General features: G+C 68.7%; 12 protein-coding genes. 9 read left to right on the top strand and 3 right to left on the bottom strand.

Annotation, left to right across the window (positions count from 1 at the left end; genetic code table 11):
* The first annotated feature begins 68 nt into the window (after positions 1 to 68).
* The 5 genes from D9601_RS07275 (at position 69) to D9601_RS07255 (ending at position 11,884) form a co-directional block, all read left to right on the top strand.
* Entirely contained in the window at positions 69 to 2,045 is a 1,977-nt protein-coding gene (locus tag D9601_RS07275) for an autotransporter assembly complex protein TamA (protein ID WP_198353161.1), read from the top strand.
* Complete coding sequence (locus tag D9601_RS07270; RefSeq protein ID WP_198353160.1) at positions 2,042 to 6,157, top strand: translocation/assembly module TamB domain-containing protein; 4,116 nt, start codon at positions 2,042 to 2,044, stop codon at positions 6,155 to 6,157. Before D9601_RS07275 ends, D9601_RS07270 begins: the two co-directional genes overlap by 4 nt.
* Positions 6,158 to 6,236: 79 nt before the next feature.
* Positions 6,237 to 7,211, top strand: a complete 975-nt coding sequence (locus D9601_RS07265) for a quinone oxidoreductase family protein (protein WP_198353159.1) — start codon at positions 6,237 to 6,239, stop codon at positions 7,209 to 7,211.
* A gap of 139 nt (positions 7,212 to 7,350) precedes the next feature.
* Entirely contained in the window at positions 7,351 to 10,740 is a 3,390-nt protein-coding gene (locus D9601_RS07260; RefSeq protein ID WP_198353158.1) for a glycosyltransferase, read from the top strand.
* Positions 10,741 to 10,813: 73 nt separating this feature from the next.
* Positions 10,814 to 11,884, top strand: coding sequence for an aspartate-semialdehyde dehydrogenase (locus tag D9601_RS07255; RefSeq protein WP_198353157.1), 1,071 nt, complete (start codon positions 10,814 to 10,816; stop codon positions 11,882 to 11,884).
* Between the two features lie 46 nt (positions 11,885 to 11,930).
* Here D9601_RS07255 and D9601_RS07250 read toward each other — a convergent pair whose 3' ends face one another.
* Positions 11,931 to 12,554, bottom strand: a complete 624-nt coding sequence (locus D9601_RS07250) for a YitT family protein (RefSeq protein ID WP_198353156.1) — start codon at positions 12,552 to 12,554, stop codon at positions 11,931 to 11,933.
* A gap of 78 nt (positions 12,555 to 12,632) precedes the next feature.
* On the opposite strand from D9601_RS07250, the gene D9601_RS19765 reads away from it, so the two are divergent.
* The 4 genes from D9601_RS19765 to D9601_RS07235 are packed head-to-tail and all read left to right on the top strand — an operon-like array spanning position 12,633 to position 16,510.
* Entirely contained in the window at positions 12,633 to 13,115 is a 483-nt protein-coding gene (locus D9601_RS19765; RefSeq protein ID WP_232473855.1) for a GFA family protein, read from the top strand.
* Positions 13,096 to 13,851 (top strand): alpha/beta fold hydrolase, encoded by a 756-nt coding sequence (locus D9601_RS07245; RefSeq protein WP_232473854.1) that lies wholly within the window; start codon positions 13,096 to 13,098, stop codon positions 13,849 to 13,851. Before D9601_RS19765 ends, D9601_RS07245 begins: the two co-directional genes overlap by 20 nt.
* 58 nt (positions 13,852 to 13,909) lie before the next feature.
* A complete protein-coding gene (locus D9601_RS07240) occupies positions 13,910 to 15,745 on the top strand; it encodes a M2 family metallopeptidase (RefSeq protein ID WP_198353154.1) in 1,836 nt (611 codons plus the stop codon).
* A 21-nt stretch (positions 15,746 to 15,766) separates the two neighbouring features.
* On the top strand, positions 15,767 to 16,510 hold the full coding sequence (locus D9601_RS07235) for an SIMPL domain-containing protein (RefSeq protein WP_232473996.1): 744 nt from the start codon (positions 15,767 to 15,769) through the stop codon (positions 16,508 to 16,510).
* Between the two features lie 78 nt (positions 16,511 to 16,588).
* On the opposite strand, the gene D9601_RS07230 is transcribed toward D9601_RS07235, so the two are convergent.
* Both D9601_RS07230 and D9601_RS07225 read right to left on the bottom strand, forming a co-directional pair.
* Positions 16,589 to 17,182, bottom strand: coding sequence for a hypothetical protein (locus D9601_RS07230; protein ID WP_198353152.1), 594 nt, complete (start codon positions 17,180 to 17,182; stop codon positions 16,589 to 16,591).
* Positions 17,183 to 17,321: 139 nt separating this feature from the next.
* On the bottom strand, positions 17,322 to 18,758 hold the full coding sequence (locus tag D9601_RS07225; protein WP_198353151.1) for an AMP nucleosidase: 1,437 nt from the start codon (positions 18,756 to 18,758) through the stop codon (positions 17,322 to 17,324).
* Positions 18,759 to 18,825 lie beyond the last annotated feature (67 nt).

Below are 18,825 nucleotides of genomic sequence, written 5' to 3'. Positions count from 1 at the left end.
CGCGGGCGTGCGGCGGCCGGTGCGGCGGGGGCTGTCCCCGACGGGGGTGGCGCGCTAAGACCAGGATCATGGTGGCGCGCGTTGGGTTGGTCGGGCTGAGCGCGACTGCCGTCCTTTTTCTTGGCGACCCGGCGGCGGCGCAGCTGGCGACGACGGCCGGCGAGCGTACGAACGGCAGTGCCGCGCCCGCCGACACGGTGACGCTCGATCCCAATGCGCCGCTCGCACCGATGCCGGACATCGGCGTCGCCTGGCCCGATCTCGGTACCGCACCGGCAGTCTCCGCCAAGGGCGGCACGCATGCCGTGACCGACGCGGCGGCGGAGGCGCGCTACGCATGGCGCATCGATGGGATCGATGCGGTCGCGACGCCGCTGCTGCGCCGGCGTTTCGCCGAATTGTCGACGCTCGACGCCAATGACGGCCAGCCGGCCAATGCCGCGCAGCTCGACCGGCGCGCGCGCGAGGACGCCGATTTGCTCGTCACGCTGTTGCGCGGGGAAGGCTATTATGACGCGCGCGTGGCGACGCGGGTCGAGCCGGGCGCCAAGCCGCTGGTCGTGCTCGCCGCCGACCCCGGCGCGCTCTATCGGTTGAAGACGGTGACGGTGGACGGCCTGGCCGCCGCCGGAACGCAGGCGCCGGCGTTGCGCGACGCGCTCGGCGTGCGCCCCGAGGACGCCGCCAATGCCGACACGATCACCGCCGGCGAAGCGAAGCTGAAGGCGCAGATCGCACAGCGCGGCTTCCCCTTCGCCAAGGTCGGCGAGCCGGTGCTGACCGTCGATCATGCCACGCAAACCGCGACGCTCGACCTGGCGGTGCAGCCGGGCGGCGCCAAAAGGTTCGGCCAGGTCGTCGCGCTCCCCGGCAACCGCGTGTTCGACGCCGATCACGTCGCCGAGATCGCGCGCTTCTCGCCCGGCGACCCCTATAATGCCGCATCGGTCGACGACCTGCGGCGTGCGCTGATCCAGACCGGGCTGATCTCGTCGGTCGAGGTCAAGCCGGTGCCGGCCGCCGATCCCGACACGGTGGATATCGGCGTCAAGCTGGAGCCGGCGCCGCCGCACACGATCGCCGGCGAACTCGGCTATGGCACCGGCGAGGGCGCGCGGGCCGAGCTCAGCTGGACGCATCGCAACCTCTTCCCGCCGGAGGGCGGGCTGACCCTGCGCAGCGTGCTCGGCACCCAGGAACAGCTCGGCAGCGTCACCTTCCGCCGCAACAATTTCCAAGGCCGCGACCGCGTGCTCACCGCGCAGATCGCCGCCGCCCATACCGTCCGCGACGCCTACGAGGCGAAGACCTTCTCGCTTTCCGCCAATCTGGAGCGGCAGACGAATATCTTCTTCCAGAAGGCCTGGACCTGGTCGCTGGGCGGCGAGCTGCTGACCTCCGACGAACGCGACGTGATCGAGACCACGGGCCAGCCGCGCCGCCGCACCTTCTTCATCGGCGCCCTGCCGACCAGCCTCAACTACGACGGCTCGGACGATCTGCTCAATCCGACCCGTGGTTTCCGTCTCGGCGGCCGGATCAGCCCGGAACTGTCGCTGCAGGGTACCGCCTTCGGCTATACCCGCATCCAGCTCGACGGCAGCGCCTACCGCACCGTCGCGGACGGGGTCGTCCTCGCCGGTCGCGTCCGGCTCGGCTCGATCCTAGGTGCTCCGCGCGACCAGATCGCGCCGTCGCGGCGCTTCTATGCGGGCGGCGGCGCGTCGGTGCGCGGCTATGGCTATCAGGCGATCGGTCCGCGCGACGTTAACAACGATCCGATCGGCGGCCGCAGCCTGGCCGAATTCTCGATCGAGACGCGGGTCAAGGTGAAGGGCAATTTCGGGCTCGTGCCGTTCCTCGACGGCGGCAACATCTACACGGGCGCGCTGCCGACGCTGGGACGTTTCCAATATGGTGCGGGGGTCGGGGCCCGCTATTACTCGAATTTCGGCCCGATCCGGCTCGACGTCGGCACGCCGCTCAACCCGCAGGCGGGGGATAGCCGCATCGCCGTCTACGTCTCGCTGGGGCAGGCGTTTTGAAGCGGGTTTGGCGCTGGCTGGCGGGGGGCCTGATCGCGCTACTGCTGGTCTTCGGCCTCGCGCTGGCGGTGGTCGATACCGACGTCGGCCATCGCTGGGTGGCGCAACGAATCGGCGCGATCCGCACCGCCAACGGCCTGCGCTTCGCAGTCGGGCGGATCGACGGCTCGCTCTATGGCGCAGCCCGTTTGCGCGATGTGCGCGTCTACGACCTCGACGGGCTGCTGCTGCAGGCGCCGGCGGTGCAGCTGGACTGGCGACCGTGGCGCTGGGCGCGCAACACGCTCGACATCCGGACGATGGCGGTGCCGCAGGCGGTGCTGCTGCACGCGCCGCATACCCGGCCAAGCGGCCGGTCGGGGCCGCTGCTGCCCGATTTCGACATCCGCATCGGCCGCCTCGCGATCGATCGGCTGGTGCTGGCGCGGCCGGTGCTGGGCAGCGTCCGCGTCGCGTCGCTGGTCGCGCGGGCGGACGTGCGGCGAGGACGCGCGATGCTGGTCGCCGACGGCGCGGTCGCGGGCAGCGATCGGCTGGCGCTGCGGCTCGACGCGGAGCCCGACCGCGACCGTTTCGATCTGATGGTCAAGGCGGAGGGACGGACCGGCGGGGTGCTGGCGCGCGCGATCGGTCGCGGGCGGCCCGTGGCGATGGTGATCGACGGCCGGGGCAGCTGGAGCCGCTGGCATGGCCGCGCCCTTGCGCGTGCCAACGGTACCCCGATCGCCGATCTCGCCCTGACCGCACAAAGCGGCCGGTATCGCCTCAACGGCATGGCGGCGCCCGCGCCGCTGCTCACCGGCAAGGCGCAGCGGCTGACCCAGCCGCGTATCGCCCTCGACGGCGCCGCGACCTTCGTCGATCGCCGCCTCGCGGGGACAGTGGCGATGCGCAGCGCGGCACTGAGCGCGCAGGCGGAAGGCACCGTCGATTTCGCCGCCAACCGCTGGCAGGCCGTGCGCATCCGGGCACGCCTGCTGCGGCCGGCGGCGCTGTTCCCCAACATGTCCGGTCGCGACATCGTCGCGCGGGCGATTCTCGATGGGCCGTTCGCGCAGCCGCGCCTCGATTTCCGGGTCGCCGGGGCGCACGTGCAGTTCGACAACACCGGCTTCGATTATGCCCTGCTCACCGGCAGTGGCCGGCTCGGGGACGCGCCCTCGCGGCTGACCGCACGCTTCGCGGCGCGTCAGGTGACCGGCGTCGGTGCCGTCGCCGGCGGCATCCTGCGCAACCTGTCGGTCGACGGGCCGCTGCTGCTGATGCCCGGTCTATTGCGCGGTGAGGCGTTGCGGCTGCGGTCCGACCGGCTGCAGGGCCGGATCATGCTCGCGCTCGACCTGCGCACCGGACGCTACGAGGTCGGCCTTGCCGGGGCGCTGGGCCGCTATCTCATTCCGGGGCTTGGTATCGTCGACGTTCGTTCGACCCTGCGCGTCGTGCCGGGGCCGAACGGTCACGGCACGCGCGTCGTCGGGCGCGGTGAGGCGACGATGCTCCGCTTCGACAATGCCTTCCTCCGTTCGCTCGCCGGCGGTCTGCCGCGGCTCGCCACCGGGCTGGAGCGGACGCCGGACGGGATCCTCCACTTCACCGATTTGCGTCTCGTCGCGCCGGCGCTGCAGCTTCGCGGTAGTGGCTATCGCCGCCGCGACGGCAGCTTCCATATCGAGGCGGCGGGGCGGCAGGCGAAATACGGGCCGCTGACGATGATTCTCGACGGCCGGATCGAGCGGCCGACCATCGACCTCGTCCTTGCCAGCCCCGCGCCAGCATTGGGCCTGGCGAATGTGCGCGCCCATCTCGACCCGAATCCGGGCGGCTATGCCGTCACTGCCAACGGCGGATCACGCCTCGGCGCCTCCACCGCGACAGGGGCGATCCTGCTGCCGTCGGGGGGGCAGGCGGCGGTCGATATCGCCCGGCTGACGATCGGCGCGACGACCGCGCGCGGTCGGCTGGCGATCGTCCCGGCCGGCTTCGACGGGCAGCTGGCGGTACAAGGCGGTGGGATTGACGGGACGGTGACGCTCCGCCCGCTCGATACGGTGCAGCAGGTGGCGCTGGCCCTCAGCGCCGGCGATGCCCGCATCGCCGACACCACGCTGCGGCGTGGCCGGCTGGAGGCGACGATCGCTCTCGACCCCGCCGGCGCCACGATCGACGCAACCGCAACGGGCGCGGGCGTGCGCCGCGGCCGGCTGGTGCTGGCGCGCTTCGCCGGCAACCTGCGCTTGCGTGGCGGGACGGGTACGGCGCGGGTGGCTTTGTCAGGGTCGCGTGGCCGCGGTTTTGACATCCGGGCCGAAGCGGATATCGCCCCGGAACGGATCAGCGTCGCGGCGCAGGGCATGGTCGACCGGCGTCCGCTGCAACTGCTCTCCCCGGCCGTGTTCCACCGCGATGGCGATGGCTGGCGGCTCGCGCCCGCCCGGCTCAGCTTCGCCGGCGGGACGGCCGAGATCGGCGGCCGGTACGGCGGCGATGCGCTGCAGGTCGATGCGACGTTGGCCGCGATGCCGCTCGCCATCCTCGACATCGGCTATCCTGGGCTTGGACTGAGCGGCGTCGCGTCCGGGCGTTTCAGTTTCGCCGATACCGCCGACGCCATGCCGACCGGTCGGGCCGAACTGACCGTCCGCGGGCTGAGCCGCGCCGGGCTGGTGCTGCAATCCCGCCCGCTCGACGTCGGCATCGCCGCCGTGCTGACCGCCGACCGGCTCGGCATCCGGGCAGTGATGGCCGCCGACGGACGTACCGTCGGGCGTGCGCAGGCGCTGTTGAAGCCGCTCGGCGGTGGTGACCTGCCGACCCGGCTGGCGCAGGCGCCGCTGGTCGCGCAATTGCGCTATCAGGGACCGGCGGACACCCTGTGGCGCTTGACCGGCGTCGAGCTGTTCGACCTGTCGGGGCCGGTGGCGATCGGGGCCGATGTCGGCGGCCGCCTGTCCGCGCCCGCCATTCGCGGCATCGTCCGGGCGGATGGCGCGCGCATCGAAAGCGCGACCACCGGCACCGTGCTGACCGGCGTGACGGCGAGCGGCCAGTTCGCCGGATCGCGGTTGCGCATCGACCGGTTCGCCGCCGACGCGGGCAAGGGCGGTCGCGTCACTGGCACCGGCAGCTTCGATTTCGCCGCCGCGCATGGCGTTGGCCTCGATCTGTCCCTGCAGGCGGATCACGCGGTGATGATCAACCGCGACGACATCGGCGCGACCGTCACGGGGCCGCTGACCTTCGTGTCCGATGGCGGGGGCGGGCGGATCGCCGGCAACGTCGTGCTCAATCGCAGCCGCTATCGCCTCGGCCAGGCGAGCGCCGCCGCGGCCCTGCCCAAGCTCAACCTGCGCGAGATCAACCTGCCCGGCGGTGGCAGCGAGGACGAGATGCCGGCAACCCCCTGGTCTCTCGCCATCAAGGCACACGCGCCCGGCAACTTGCTGGTCAGCGGCCTCGGCCTGTCGAGTGAATGGTCGGCCGACCTCAATCTCGGCGGCCAGCCCAACAATCCCGCGATCAGCGGCCAAGCGACGCTGATCCGCGGCGACTATGAATTCGCCGGGCGCGAGTTCGAACTGCAGCGTGGCGTCATTCGCTTCGGCGGTGAGGTGCCGGCCAACCCCGCGCTCGACATTGCCGCCGATGCCAATACCACCGGGCTGAACGCGACGATCCGCGTCACCGGCACCGCGTTGAAGCCGGAGATCGGCTTCACCAGTACGCCGGCTCTGCCACAGGACGAGCTGTTGTCGCGCCTGTTGTTCGGCACCTCGATCACCAACCTGTCCGCGCCAGAGGCATTGCAGCTCGCCGCCGCGGTGGCGGCCTTGCAGAACGGCGGCAACGGCCTGAACCCGATCAACGCGGTGCGCCGTGCGGCGGGCCTTGATCGCTTGCGCATCCTACCGGCCGACCGGCAGACGGGGCAGGGAACCTCGATCGCGGCGGGCAAATACGTCACCCGGCGCCTGTATGCGGAGATCGTCACCGACGGGCAGGGCTATTCCGCCACCCAGGTCGAATTTCAGGTGACACGCTGGCTGTCGCTGTTGTCGAGCATCTCGACACTCGGCCGGCAAAGCGCCAACGTCCGCGTGTCCAAGGACTATTGATCGCCCACGTTGCCGGGAGGCATCGGCGCAACCGCCCTCGACCGATGGGCGTTTGCGCCGCGGCGTAAAGGAGACGGACATGGAACGGGTCGCACGCATCGAACGGACCGGCGGGCCTGAGGTGATCGAATGGGTCGACGTCGACCTGCCGCCGCCCGCCGCGGGCGAAGTGCGGATGCGCAACCGGGCGGTCGGGCTCAACTATATCGATACCTACCATCGCGCCGGCGTCTATCCGATCGATCTGCCCTCAGGCCTCGGCAGCGAGGCGGCTGGCGTCGTCGAGGCGGTGGGGGAGGGCGTGCACGGCTTTTCCGTCGGCGACCGTGTCGGTACCTTCGGGCCGCTGCGGGGGGCCTATGCGACCGCGCGCAACGTTCCGGCGGCGCAGCTCATCCACCTGCCCGACGAAGTCGATGCCCGTACCGCGGCGGCGCTCCTGTTGAAGGGCTGCACGACGGAATGCCTCGTCGAGCGCTGTGCCGAAGTTCGGCCGGGGCAGACCGTGCTCGTCTGGGCGGCGGCCGGCGGCGTCGGCCAGCTGCTGACCGGCTGGCTGAAGGCGATCGGCGCGCACGTCATCGGGACGGTCGGAACGGCGGAGAAGGCCGATCACGCGCGGGCCGCCGGGGCGGACCACGTCATCCGCTATCGCGACGAGGATGTCGCGGCCAAGGTCCGCGAACTCACCGATGGCGAGGGGGTGCCGGTGGTTTTCGACGGGGTCGGTATGGCCAGCTGGCAGGCTTCGCTCGATTCGGCGGCGCGGCGCGGACTGATCGTCAGCTACGGCAATGCCGGCGGTCCGGTGACGGGCGTGGCGCTCGGCACGCTGTCGGCCAAGGGATCGCTGTTCGTCACCCGGCCGACCCTGTTCGATTATTACACCGACCCGGCGGAACGCCGCCACGGTGTCGACCGGGTCTTCGCCATGCTCCGGAAGGGAGCGATCAAGCCACAGATCGGCCAGACCTTTCCGCTGCAACAGGCGGCGGAGGCGCATCGCGCGCTGGAAGCGGGAGAGACGCGCGGCAGTACAGTGCTGCTGCCCTAATGAATGACGGGGCGGTCGGCTGAACAACCGTCCTCGGTTTCGAAACGTTGCCGATCCTCATCGCAGTGACATTTTTGTCATGGCGGTGACTTGATCCTGCAACCGCGCTGCGGGCATGGGTACGCCCGGAGTTCTATCGATGTCGCAACGGCCCATTTTCTACGACGCCAGCGGACGGCGCAAACGCCGGTTCACCTTCGCGGTGGCGGCGTTCGTCCTGTTGCTGCTGCTCGCCCTCTCGGTATTCGCGGTGTCGATCGGCGCCGTGCCGGCGGCGCCGTTGCTCCCCGTCCAGGCCGAGCATCCGACCTTGCGCAAGCTGCCGCCGCCGCACGGCCTGATCGGTCGTACCGAACGCAGTCTCAATTATTACGCGCGCAAGCTGTTCGGCACCGCCAGCGCCAAGCCGAACGGCGGCATCAACAATCCGTCGCTGGCGATCGGCTTCTACACGCCCTGGGACTCGTCGAGCGCATCGAGCCTGTCGCGGCATATCGACCAGCTCGACTGGGTGATCCCCGGCTGGATTTCGGTGACCGGGGTCAACCACCAGATCACCGTCTTCCGCGATGTGGCGGGACGCGAGATCATCAATCGCGCGACGCGGCGACCGATCGTCACGCCGATGATCCAGAACGTGCTCAACGGACAATGGGACAGCCAGGGCATCGCCGCGCTGCTCGCCGATCCCAAGGCGCGGACCGCGTTCCTCGACAAGCTGACGCCCTGGCTGGCGCAGAACAACGCCAACGGCGCCTTCTTCGATTTCGAGGAACTGCCACCCAGCGCCCATGCCAATTACCGCACGTTCCTGGCGGAGGCGCAGCGCCGTTTCGCGCCGCGCGGCTGGACGGTGTCGATCGCCGCCCAGCTTGGCAATCCGGACTGGGATCTGCCGGCCTATGCGAAGGTGACCGACAAGGTCTTCCTGATGGCCTATGACGAGCACGAGAGCAGCGGCCCCGCCGGCCCGATCGCCTCGCAGCATTGGTTCGCCCAGGTCGTCGCCGAGGCCGCGCGGGGCATCCCGCCGTCGAAGCTCGTCGTCGCCTTCGGCTCCTACGCCTATGATTGGCACGACGGCACCGGCGATCCGGCGACGGTCGAGGAAGCGTGGCAGGACGCCGCCGACAGTTCGGCGATGCCGACCTATGACCGGACCAGCGGCAACACCGGCTTCGCCTATATGGAGGGCAGCAGCCGGCATGTGGTGTGGATGCTCGACGCCGCCTCCGCCTACAACCAGATCGGGCTGCTGCACCGCGCCGGCATCCGCAGCGTCGCCTTGTGGCGGCTGGGGTCGGAGGATCCCGGACTCTGGTCGATCTTCGGCCGCGATCACCGCCAGCTTCCGCCGCCGTCCGCGATCAACGCCATTCCCGCCGGCACCAATACCGACATCGAGGGTGCGGGCGAAATCCTGAAGATCTCGGCGGAGCCCGTCGCCGGGGCGCGGCGCGCGACCGCGAGCCCGGACGGGCTGCTCGCCAACGTCGTCTTCGATCGGCTCCCGTCGCCCTATGTCGTCGAGCGTACCGGCTATCGCCCCGGTCTGCTGGCGCTGACGTTCGACGACGGTCCCGACCCCAAATGGACGCCGCAGATCCTCGACGTGCTGAAACGCGAACATGCGCCCGGCACCTTCTTCATCGTCGGCGAGAATGCGCTGACGCAGCGGCCGCTGTTGCAGAGGATGGTGGCCGAGGGGCATGAGATCGGCAGCCACACCTATACCCACCCCAATCTTGCCACCGTCGGTCCGGCGCAGGTGCGGTTCGAACTTAACGCCACGCAGCGGCTGTTCCAGGCATTTACCGGCCGCTCGCTGCGTCTGTTCCGCGCGCCCTACTTCGGCGATGCCGAGCCGAGCACCGCGGACGAGATCCAGCCGGCGCTGATGGCGCAGAACCGCGGCTACATCTCGGTCGGCCTGCACGTCGACCCCGACGATTGGAAACGGCCCGGGGTGCAGGCGATCATCGACCGGACGATCGACAAGATCGTCAACGGTCCCAAGACGTGTGACGACCAGTCCGAGGCTAATTGCAGCCGCAACATCATCCTGCTTCACGATGCGGGCGGCAACCGCCAGGAGACCGTCGAGGCGCTGCCGGTGATCATCGAGCGGCTGCGGGCGCTCGGTTATCATTTCGTGCCGGTGTCGACGCTCGCCGGGCTCAGCCGCAACGCCTCGATGCCACCGATCTCGGCCAGCGACCAGCTCGCGGCGCGTGCCGATCTTGCGCTGTTCTCGCTGCTGGGCGGCATCGTTATCGCGATGCGCTGGCTGTTCGGCATCGCCATCACGGTCGGCATCCTGCGCGCCGTGGCGCTGTCGGCGCTCGCCCTGATCCAGGCGCGGCGCGAGGGACGGACCGTCTTCCCGCCGATCGACCCCGGCCGCTTCGTGACGGTGATGATCCCCGCCTACAACGAGGAACGCGTGATCGAGCGGGCGGTGCGCGGCGTGCTGGCGTCCACCGAGGTCGAGATCGAGGTGATCGTCATCGACGACGGGTCCAAGGACGCGACCAGTGCGATCGTGGCCCGTGCCTTTGCCGACGATCCCCGCGTTCGGCTGCTGACCCTGGAGAATGGCGGCAAGGCGCGCGCGCTCAATCGCGGGCTGGAGCTGGCGCGGGGCGAGATCGTCATCGCGCTCGACGCCGATACGCAGTTCGAGCCGCCGACGATCGCGCGCCTGGCCCGCTGGTTCGCCGACCCGACGCTCGGCGCCGTGGCCGGCAATGCCAAGGTCGGCAACCGCGTCAATCTGGTCACCAAATGGCAGGCGCTGGAATACATCACCGCGCAGAACCTCGAGCGGCGCGCCCTCGCGCGGCTGGATGCGATCACCGTCGTCCCGGGCGCGGTCGGCGCGTGGCGGCTGGCGGCGATCCGCAGCGTCGGCGGCTATCCCGACGACACGCTGGCCGAGGACCAGGATCTGACCATCGCGATCCAGCGTGCCGGCTGGAAGGTCCGCTACGACCAATATGCGATCGCCTGGACCGAGGCGCCGGAGACGTTCCGTGCGCTGGCCAAACAGCGTTTCCGCTGGGCGTTCGGCACGCTGCAATGCCTGTGGAAACACAGTGGCGCGATCGGCCGGTCGACCCCGCGTGGTCTTGGCTGGATCGGTCTGCCGCAGGCGATCGTCTTCCAGATCCTGCTCGCCGCCATCTCGCCGATCATCGATCTGGCGCTGCTGGTCAGCTTCGTCGTCACCTATCTCGACGTGCAGGCGCATGGCTGGGCGCAGACCAGCCACGACATCTATACCATGCTCGCTTTCTGGATCGTGTTCACGACGATCGACCTGCTGGCGGCGACGATCGCCTTTGCCCTGGAACGGCGGGAACAATGGCGGCTGTTGTGGCTGCTGATCCCGCAGCGGGTCGGCTATCGCCAGGTCATGTATTACGTCGTGCTCAAGGCGATCGCCCAGGCGCTGCGGGGGCCGATGGTCGGCTGGGGCAAGTTGCAACGCACGGGGCGCGTCCAGACGGCGGATAGGCCAGCTTCCTGACGCATCAAATGGAAAGTGGTTGTGCGGTTGCGCGCAATGACGCTACGGGCGCGCTCTGCTTACGGAGAAGGTCATGGGGTATCGGGTCGTCGTCGCGGGTGCGACGGGCAATGTCGGTCGCGAGATGGTCAACATCCTCGCCGAGCGTGAGTTTCCGGCGGACGAGATCGCGGTGCTCGCCTCGTCGCGCAGCCAGGGCGATGTGATCGACTATGGCGAGACCGGCAAGAAGCTGACCGTCAGAAACATCGAGCATTTCGACCCGACCGGCTGGGACATCGCGCTGTTCGCGATCGGCAGCGAGGCGACGCGCGTCTATGCGCCCAAGTTCGCCGCCGCCGGCTGCACGGTGATCGACAATTCGTCGCTGTACCGCATGGACCCGGACGTGCCGCTGATCGTACCGGAGGTGAATGCCGCCGCGATCGACGGCTACACCCGTAAGAACATCATCGCCAACCCGAACTGCTCGACCGCGCAGATGGTCGTCGCGCTGAAGCCGCTGCACGATGCGGCGACGATCAAGCGCGTCGTCGTCGCGACCTATCAATCGGTGTCGGGCGCCGGCAAGGTCGGCATGGACGAACTGTTCGAACAGAGCCGCAACATCTTCGTCGGCGATCCGGCTGAACCGAAGAAGTTCACCAAGCAGATCGCCTTCAACGTCATCCCGCACATCGACAGCTTCCTCGACGACGGTTCGACCAAGGAGGAATGGAAGATGGTGGTCGAGACCAAGAAGATCCTCGATCCCAAGATCAAGGTGACCGCGACCTGCGTGCGCGTGCCGGTGTTCGTCGGCCATTCGGAAGCGATCAACATCGAATTCGTCGACGAGATCAGCGCCGAACAGGCCAAGACGATCCTGCGCGAGGCGCCGGGGATCATGCTGATCGACAAGCATGAGGACGGCGGCTACGTCACCCCGATCGAGAGCGCGGGCGACGACGCCACCTTCGTCAGCCGGGTGCGCGAAGACCCGACCGTCGAGAACGGCCTGTCGCTCTGGTGCGTCAGCGACAATCTGCGCAAGGGTGCGGCGCTGAACGCGGTCCAGATCGCCGAACTGCTCGGCCGGCGCCACTTGAAGAAGGACGATACCGCCCTGGTCGACGCGCTGACCGACGAGGCCGACGACGCCTGATCGACGGCGGTAGGGAAATGAGCGTCGGGCGCCAGCGCCCGGCGGCTCAATGTCCGATGTACAGGCCCGGCCGGTGCCAGGTTACCAGCACCAGGCTCATCGCCGCCGCGCTGAGCGCTGACCAGGCAAGATGCGCCGCGCTGACCACGGGGATCGCGGCGGCGAGGATCACCACGTCGAACGCCGCTTGCGTCCGCCCGGCGTTCCAGCCGCGGCTTCGCTGCAGCCACAGCGTGACCACGCCGGTACCGCCGACACCGGCGCTATGCCGCGCCAGCGCCAGAATGCCCATGCCGATGACGGTGCCACCGAACACCGCGGCGAAGGCCGGATGGATGTCGACGACATGGAAGGAGGCGCGGGCGAGCATCGACAGCCCCGCGATACCGAGGTTGACGAGCAGCGATTTGATCGCAAAGCGGCTGCCCATCACCCGTTGCGCGAAGGCGAAGAAGGGGATGTTGATCAGCGTGAACAGCACGCCGACCGGCATCGGCACCAGATAGGACAGCAGCAGCGCGATCCCCGCCGTGCCGCCCGTCGTCAGCCCGGCCGATTTGAGCAGCACCAGGCCGAGGACGATCAGGATGCAGCCGATGACCAGGGCATAGGCGTCCTCGAGCAGGCTGTGCTGGCGACCGGTGAAGGCGGTTTGCGAAGGCGCTGGCATCGACTCTCGACAGATTGGGGGTGGCGCTCTCCTGTCCTGTCGCTCTGCTGGCGTGGGGCTGCTATACCCGAGCCTGTCATGGTTGGGAATGAACCTTTCGGAGAGGATGACGACGCCGCGACGATCATGGCCGGAGGCTGCCAATGCGGACGCATCCGCTATGCCCTGATCGTACGGGACGACGAGGCCTATCTTTGCCATTGCCGGATGTGCCAGCGCGCGACCGGCGGTGTCGCCGCTGCGCTGAAGGCGGTGGCGGCGGGCGATCTGCGCTGGGCGGGTGCGGAGCCGGACCGCTATCGTTCGTCGCCGTTCGCCCGGCGCGGTTTCTGCGCGGCCTGTGGCACGCCGCTGACCTACGAACCCGATGACGGCGAAGGCCTCGACGTGACCGTCGGCAGCCTCGACGATCCGTCGCGGTTCCGGCCGGTCGCCCATGCCGGCGTGGAAAGCTGGCACACGGCATGGCTGGACACGCGCGACCTGCCGACGCAACGCACGGATCAGAACAGCCGCATCACCAACAAATGGATCGACAGCCTTGGACGTATCCCCGACTGACCGTTTCGCCAGCTTCGACGGCACGCACATCGCCTGGCGGGAGGTCGGTGAGGGTCGCCCCGTGGTGCTGATCCACGGCTATTTTTCGACCGCGGAGGTGAATTGGATCAAATACGGCCATGCCGCCCGCATCGCAGAGCGGGGCTTTCGCGTGATCATGCCCGATCTTCGCGGTCACGGGGCCAGCGACAAGCCGCATGAGCCGGCCGCCTATCCCGCCGACGCGCTGATGCGCGACGGCTTCGCGCTGGTCGCGCATCTCGGCCTGAGTGACTACGATCTGGGTGGCTATTCGCTCGGCGGACGGACGGTGATGCGGATGCTCGCCAATGGCGCGACGCCGCGGCGGGCGGTGATCGCCGGCATGGGGCTCGACGGGATCGTGCGGACCGCCGGCCGCGGCGGCTATTTCCGCAACGTGCTGACCAGCCTCGGCAGTTTCGCGCGCGGGACGCCCGAATGGATGACGGAGGCCTTTCTGAAGACCACGGGGGGCGACCCGGTTGCGCTGCTCAACGTGCTCGAAACCTTCGTCGACACGCCGATCGACGCGGTGGAACGCATCATCGTTCCGATCGCGGTGGTCACCGGCGTCGATGACGACGACAACGGCTCCGGCGCGGCGCTGGCCGATGCCCTGCCACGGGCCGTCTACCGCGAGATCCCCGGCAACCACATGAGCGCGGTGACCAAGCCGGAACTGGGGCAGGCGATCGCCGACTTCCTGGCGGCTTGACCGCAGCGGCGGTCCGCGGCCATTCTCCCTCGCAACAATCGAACCGAGAGGGATTTTGATGTTGCGTACCGCCGTTTCGTTCCTTGCGCTGGCCGGGGCGCTGACCGCCGGGCCCGTGCTCGCGCAGACCGCCCCCGCCGCCGCCACGGCCGGCACGCCGACGGCGGCGCAGGCCGACGCCTGGGTCGCCGGTGTCGAGAAGGAGGCGGCGCAGCTCGGCGTTGACGCTGCCCGCGTCTCCTGGGTCAATGCCACCTACATTACCGACGATACCGATGCGCTGGCCGCCAAGTCCGGCGCGGAGATGACCGAAAAGGCGGTCGAATGGGCCAAGGGCGCGGCACGCTTCAACGGCACGCCGGGCCTGTCCTACGACACCAAGCGCAAGCTCGACCTGTTGCGCAACGGCGTCGGCCTGCCCGCGCCGACGACGCCCGGCGCGGCCGACGAACTGTCGACGCTGACCACGCGCATGTCGTCCAGCTACGGCAAGGGCAAGGGCAGCCTGAACGGCCAACCGATCAACGGCTCGGACATCGAGGCGGCGATGGGGACGGAGCGCGATCCTGCCAAGCTGAAGGAGATGTGGACCAGCTGGCACGACAATGTCGGCGCGCCGATGCGCAAGGATTATGCGCGGATGACCGCCATCTCCAACGCCGGCGCCAAGGAGCTCGGTTTCGCGGACGTCGGCGCGATGTGGCGGTCCGGCTATGACATGACGCCGGAGCAGTTCGCGGTGCTCACCGACAAGATCTGGGCGGAGGTCGAGCCGCTCTACAAGTCGCTGCACACCTATGTCCGCTGGAAGCTCAACGCGAAGTACGGCGATGCGGTGCAGCCCAAGACCGGACCGATCCGTTCCGATCTTCTCGGCAATATGTGGGCGCAGGAATGGGGCAACATCTACGACCTGGTCGCGCCGCCGGGCTCGGGCGATCTCGGCTATGACACCGGCGAATTGCTCAAGGCCAAGGGCTATGACCCGGTCCGCATGGTCAAACAGGGCGAGGCCTTCTACTCGTCGCTCGGCTTTGCGCCGCTGCCGCAGACCTTCTGGGAACGGTCGCAGATCACCAAGCCGCGCGACCGCGAGGTGATCTGCCATGCCAGCGCCTGGGATATCGACAATATGGACGATATCCGCATCAAGATGTGCACGAAGGTCAATGCCGACGATTTCGTCACCATCCACCACGAACTCGGCCATAATTACTATCAGCGCGCCTACAAGAACCAGCCGTTCCTCTACAAGAACGGCGCCAACGACGGCTTCCACGAAGCGATTGGGGATACCGTCGCGCTGTCGATCACGCCGGATTATCTCGTCAAGATCGGGCTGCTCGACCAGAGCAAGGTGCCGAGCGCGGACAAGGACATCGGCCTGTTGCTGCGGCAGGCGATGGACAAGGTCGCCTTCCTGCCGTTCGGCCTGCTGGTCGACAAATGGCGCTGGGGGGTCTTTTCCGGGCAAATCCCGGCCGGTCAGTACCAGGCCGGCTGGGATGCGCTGCGCCTGAAGTATCAGGGCGTCGTGCCGCCGGTCGCGCGTGACGAGAGCAAGTTCGATCCGGGCGCCAAATATCACATCCCGGCGACGGTGCCCTACACGCGCTACTTCCTGGCGCGGGTGCTGCAGTTCCAATTCTACAAGGCGGCGTGCCAGCAGGCCGGCTGGAAGGGGCCGCTGCACCGCTGCTCCTTCTACGGCAACAAGGCGGTCGGCGAGAAGCTCAACGCGATGCTGAGCATGGGCCAGTCCAAGCCCTGGCCGGATGCGCTGCAGGTCTTCACCGGCAGCCGCGAGATGTCGGGCAAGGCGATGATCGAATATTTCGCCCCGCTCAAGGCATGGCTGGACAAGCAGAACCAGGGCAAGCCGAGCGGCTGGTAGGTTCGGCAGGAGAACGTGGTGATGAAGCGGGTGGTGCTGACGATGCTGGCCATGCCGGCGGTGACCTCGGCGCAGACTACGCCCGTCACCACGTTACAGCCGGGCGAGACGTTGCTCGAGGTGCAGGCGGACGGGCAGGCCAAGTTCCGGCCCGATGCCGCCTTTGTCTCGATCGGCGTGGTGTCGACCGGCACGACCGCCCGCGAGGCGACGGACGCCAATGCGGCGCAGATGACCGCGGTGATCGCGGCGGTGAAGAAGGCCGGTGTCGACGGGCGCTACATCCGCACGCAGCAGATCAGCGTCGAGCCACGTTTCGCCCGCTCCGGGCAAAACGACTGGCAGGGGCTGGCGCAAATCACCGGCTATGTCGCGCGCAACAGCGTTGCGGTGACGGTGGTCAAGCTGGCGAGCGCCGGCGACGTCATCGCGGCGGCGTTCGGTGCGGGCGCCAATTCGGTGAACGGCCCCAACCTTGGATCCGAGGACCCGGCCAAGGGGCTCGCGGAAGCGCGCCGCGCCGCGATCGCCAACGCCCGCCACGAGGCGGACGACTATGCTGCCGGCCTGGGCATGCGGGTGTCCCGCGTCTTGCAGGTCAGCGAACGCGGCAGGCAGGCGCGCGTGGTCGACTATGTACGCCCGGACGGTATCGTGTTGACGCCGATAGCGGCACCGCCGGCGCCACCGCCACCGGTGGCGCCGGGAGAGATGGAGCGGACGGTCAGCATCTGGATTGATTACGCGCTGGTTCCGGCGCGCTGACGCGGCTCAGTCTCCCCAAAAACTTTGGCGCTCTGCTGCCCTCATCCAGTCCCGCCGGCCTCGGCCGGCGGGCCCGTCTCATCCGTTCGGGATCGAGTTTTCGTCGGCGATGCCGGCCTCGAACGATTTGGAGGCATCCTGTCCGTCCGGGCTGTGGGCGCCGCGGCCGTCGGTTGGTGCCTTGTCCTTGGGCGTGCTGCTCCGCAGGGACAGCAAGGCGGCGGCGGCGGCGGCACCGGCGGCCGCGACCCCGGCGCCGATCGCCGCGATCCCCCAGCCGGTCTTGCCCGCTGCGGCCGGCGCCGAGCCAGCCTTGCCGCCACGCTTGCGCTCGGTGCTGGGGCGCGGCGTCGCCCGCCGGGCAGCGCGCGGCTTGACCGCCTTGGCCGTCGACACGACCGCGCCCTCTGCGGTCGTCGCGGCGCTGCGCACGCGCCGGGCTGTGCGTTTCACCGTGTCGGCTGCGGCCGTCTCGACCTTCTCGACGGTGGTCGGCGCGCTCGCCTTGCTGGTGCTGCGGCGGCGCGCGGTCCCGGTCGCCGTCTTCGTCGCCGGGCTTTTCGCCGCGGTGGCACGCGTCGTCGTCGTCTTGCGCGGGGCGCGGCGCCGCGGCTTGGTGCCGGCGTCGGCTTTGGCGGTGTCGGTGTTCGGCGTCTCGGTGTCATCGGCCATGATGCGGCTCCCTGATGCGTTGGCCCCGCCGACCCGGCACGCTTCCGTACCAGGGTCGGTTCGCAACCGTAACGCATTATCGGCCGATGGTTTCCTACGCGTCGCTACGGCATAGGATTTGCCGAGCAGTCGTGGCGGCTTAGCGGAAGGGTGGTTCGTCGAACGCGCGCAGCTTGCGGCTGTGCAACCGGTCGCCCTCGCGGCGCAGCTGCTCGCACGTCTCGATGCCGATCCGCATATGCTCGCTGATCGCACGTTCGTAGAAGCGGTTGGCCTGCCCCGGCAGCTTGAGCTCGCCGTGCAGCGGCTTGTCCGACACGCAGAGCAGCGTGCCATAGGGGACGCGGAAGCGATAACCCTGCGCCGCGATCGTCGCCGATTCCATGTCGATGCCGACCGCGCGGCTCAGCGAAAAGCGCAAAGCCGACGCCAAATAGCGCAATTCCCAGTTGCGGTCGTCGGTGGTTACGATCGTCCCCGTCCGCAACCTTCTTTTCAACTCCTCGCCAGACTGGCCGGAAATGATCTCCGACGCCTTGGCGAGGGCCTGCTGCACCTCGGCGATCGCCGGCACCGGAATCTCCGGTGGCAAGACGTCATCCAGAACGTGGTCGTCGCGCAGATAGGCATGGGCGAGGACATAGTCGCCAATCCGCTGGCTGGGGCGCAGGCCGCCGCAATGGCCGATCATCAGCCACGCTTCCGGCCTCATCACCGCGAGATGGTCGCAAATCGTCTTGGCGTTCGACGGGCCAACGCCGATGTTGACCAGGGTGATGCCGGTGCCGTCCGCCGCCATCAGGTGATACGCGGGCATCTGGTGCCGGCGCCAGGCGCTGTCGGTGACGAGCTTGTCGACGTCCGCCGGGCTGGTGATGATGATATTGCCCGCGCCCGACAATGCGGTGAAGCGCGATCCCTCACCCAGCTGCGACGCGCCCCAGCGGACGAATTCGTCGACGTAGCGGTGGTAGTTGGTGAACAGCACGAACCGCTGCGTGTGCTCCGCGGGCGTGCCCATATAGTGGCGCAGGCGCGCGAGGCTGAAGTCGGTGCGCAGCGCGTCGAACAGGGCCAGCGGGCGCGCGTCGGCATCCGCGATCCACAGGCCGTCCGCGATCTCGTCGCCGATGTGCGACAATTCGGTGGCGGGGAAATGCCGGGCGAGTTCGGTCGCAGACACGGTGTCGAGGCTCAGCGCATGGCCGGGATCGAGCACATAGGGGAAGGGGATCTCCTGCCGTCCGGGCGCCGCCTCGACAGTGACGTCATAATCCTCGATCAGCAGGGTCAGCTGCTCGGTCAGATAATCGGCGAAGAGGCCCGGTTTGGTGACGCTGATTGTATACGTGCCAGGCGAGACGAGCCGGCCGAATGATCGCGGGGGCACCGGACGGTTGACATCGCCGGCATAGCGCAATCGGATGATGGGATAAGCGAACGAGCCGTCGTGGCGGCTTTCGGGCGCTGGCGGCGTACCGTCGGTAAGATAGGCGTTGAGCGCGGCCTGCAGGCGGTTGACGGAGGCGCGATAGAGGCGGTCGAGTTCGCTGACGATCTGGGATGCAGTTGACATTACGGATGGTTACGCGCCGTGCATGACGCTGGCAAGACGGCCCCGCCTATCCCCCGCTGGCGGGGAA

Source organism: Sphingomonas sp. MA1305, assembly GCF_016107325.1.
GTDB lineage: Bacteria > Pseudomonadota > Alphaproteobacteria > Sphingomonadales > Sphingomonadaceae > Sphingomonas.
The sequence above is the reverse complement of the archived record's forward strand: the minus strand, read 5'-3'. Positions and strand labels throughout refer to the sequence as shown.

Bases quoted from the DNA above. Each gene is read 5' to 3' on its own strand.
- D9601_RS07275 (WP_198353161.1), top strand. From the start codon at position 69: ATGGTGGCGCGCGTTGGGTTGGTCGGGCTGAGCGCGACTGCCGTCCTT.
- D9601_RS07265 (WP_198353159.1), top strand. From the start codon at position 6,237: ATGGAACGGGTCGCACGCATCGAACGGACCGGCGGGCCTGAGGTGATC.
- D9601_RS07260 (WP_198353158.1), top strand. From the start codon at position 7,351: ATGTCGCAACGGCCCATTTTCTACGACGCCAGCGGACGGCGCAAACGC.
- D9601_RS07255 (WP_198353157.1), top strand. From the start codon at position 10,814: ATGGGGTATCGGGTCGTCGTCGCGGGTGCGACGGGCAATGTCGGTCGC.
- D9601_RS07250 (WP_198353156.1), bottom strand. From the start codon at position 12,554: ATGCCAGCGCCTTCGCAAACCGCCTTCACCGGTCGCCAGCACAGCCTG.
- D9601_RS19765 (WP_232473855.1), top strand. From the start codon at position 12,633: ATGGTTGGGAATGAACCTTTCGGAGAGGATGACGACGCCGCGACGATC.
- D9601_RS07240 (WP_198353154.1), top strand. From the start codon at position 13,910: ATGTTGCGTACCGCCGTTTCGTTCCTTGCGCTGGCCGGGGCGCTGACC.
- D9601_RS07235 (WP_232473996.1), top strand. From the start codon at position 15,767: ATGAAGCGGGTGGTGCTGACGATGCTGGCCATGCCGGCGGTGACCTCG.
- D9601_RS07230 (WP_198353152.1), bottom strand. From the start codon at position 17,182: ATGGCCGATGACACCGAGACGCCGAACACCGACACCGCCAAAGCCGAC.
- D9601_RS07225 (WP_198353151.1), bottom strand. From the start codon at position 18,758: ATGTCAACTGCATCCCAGATCGTCAGCGAACTCGACCGCCTCTATCGC.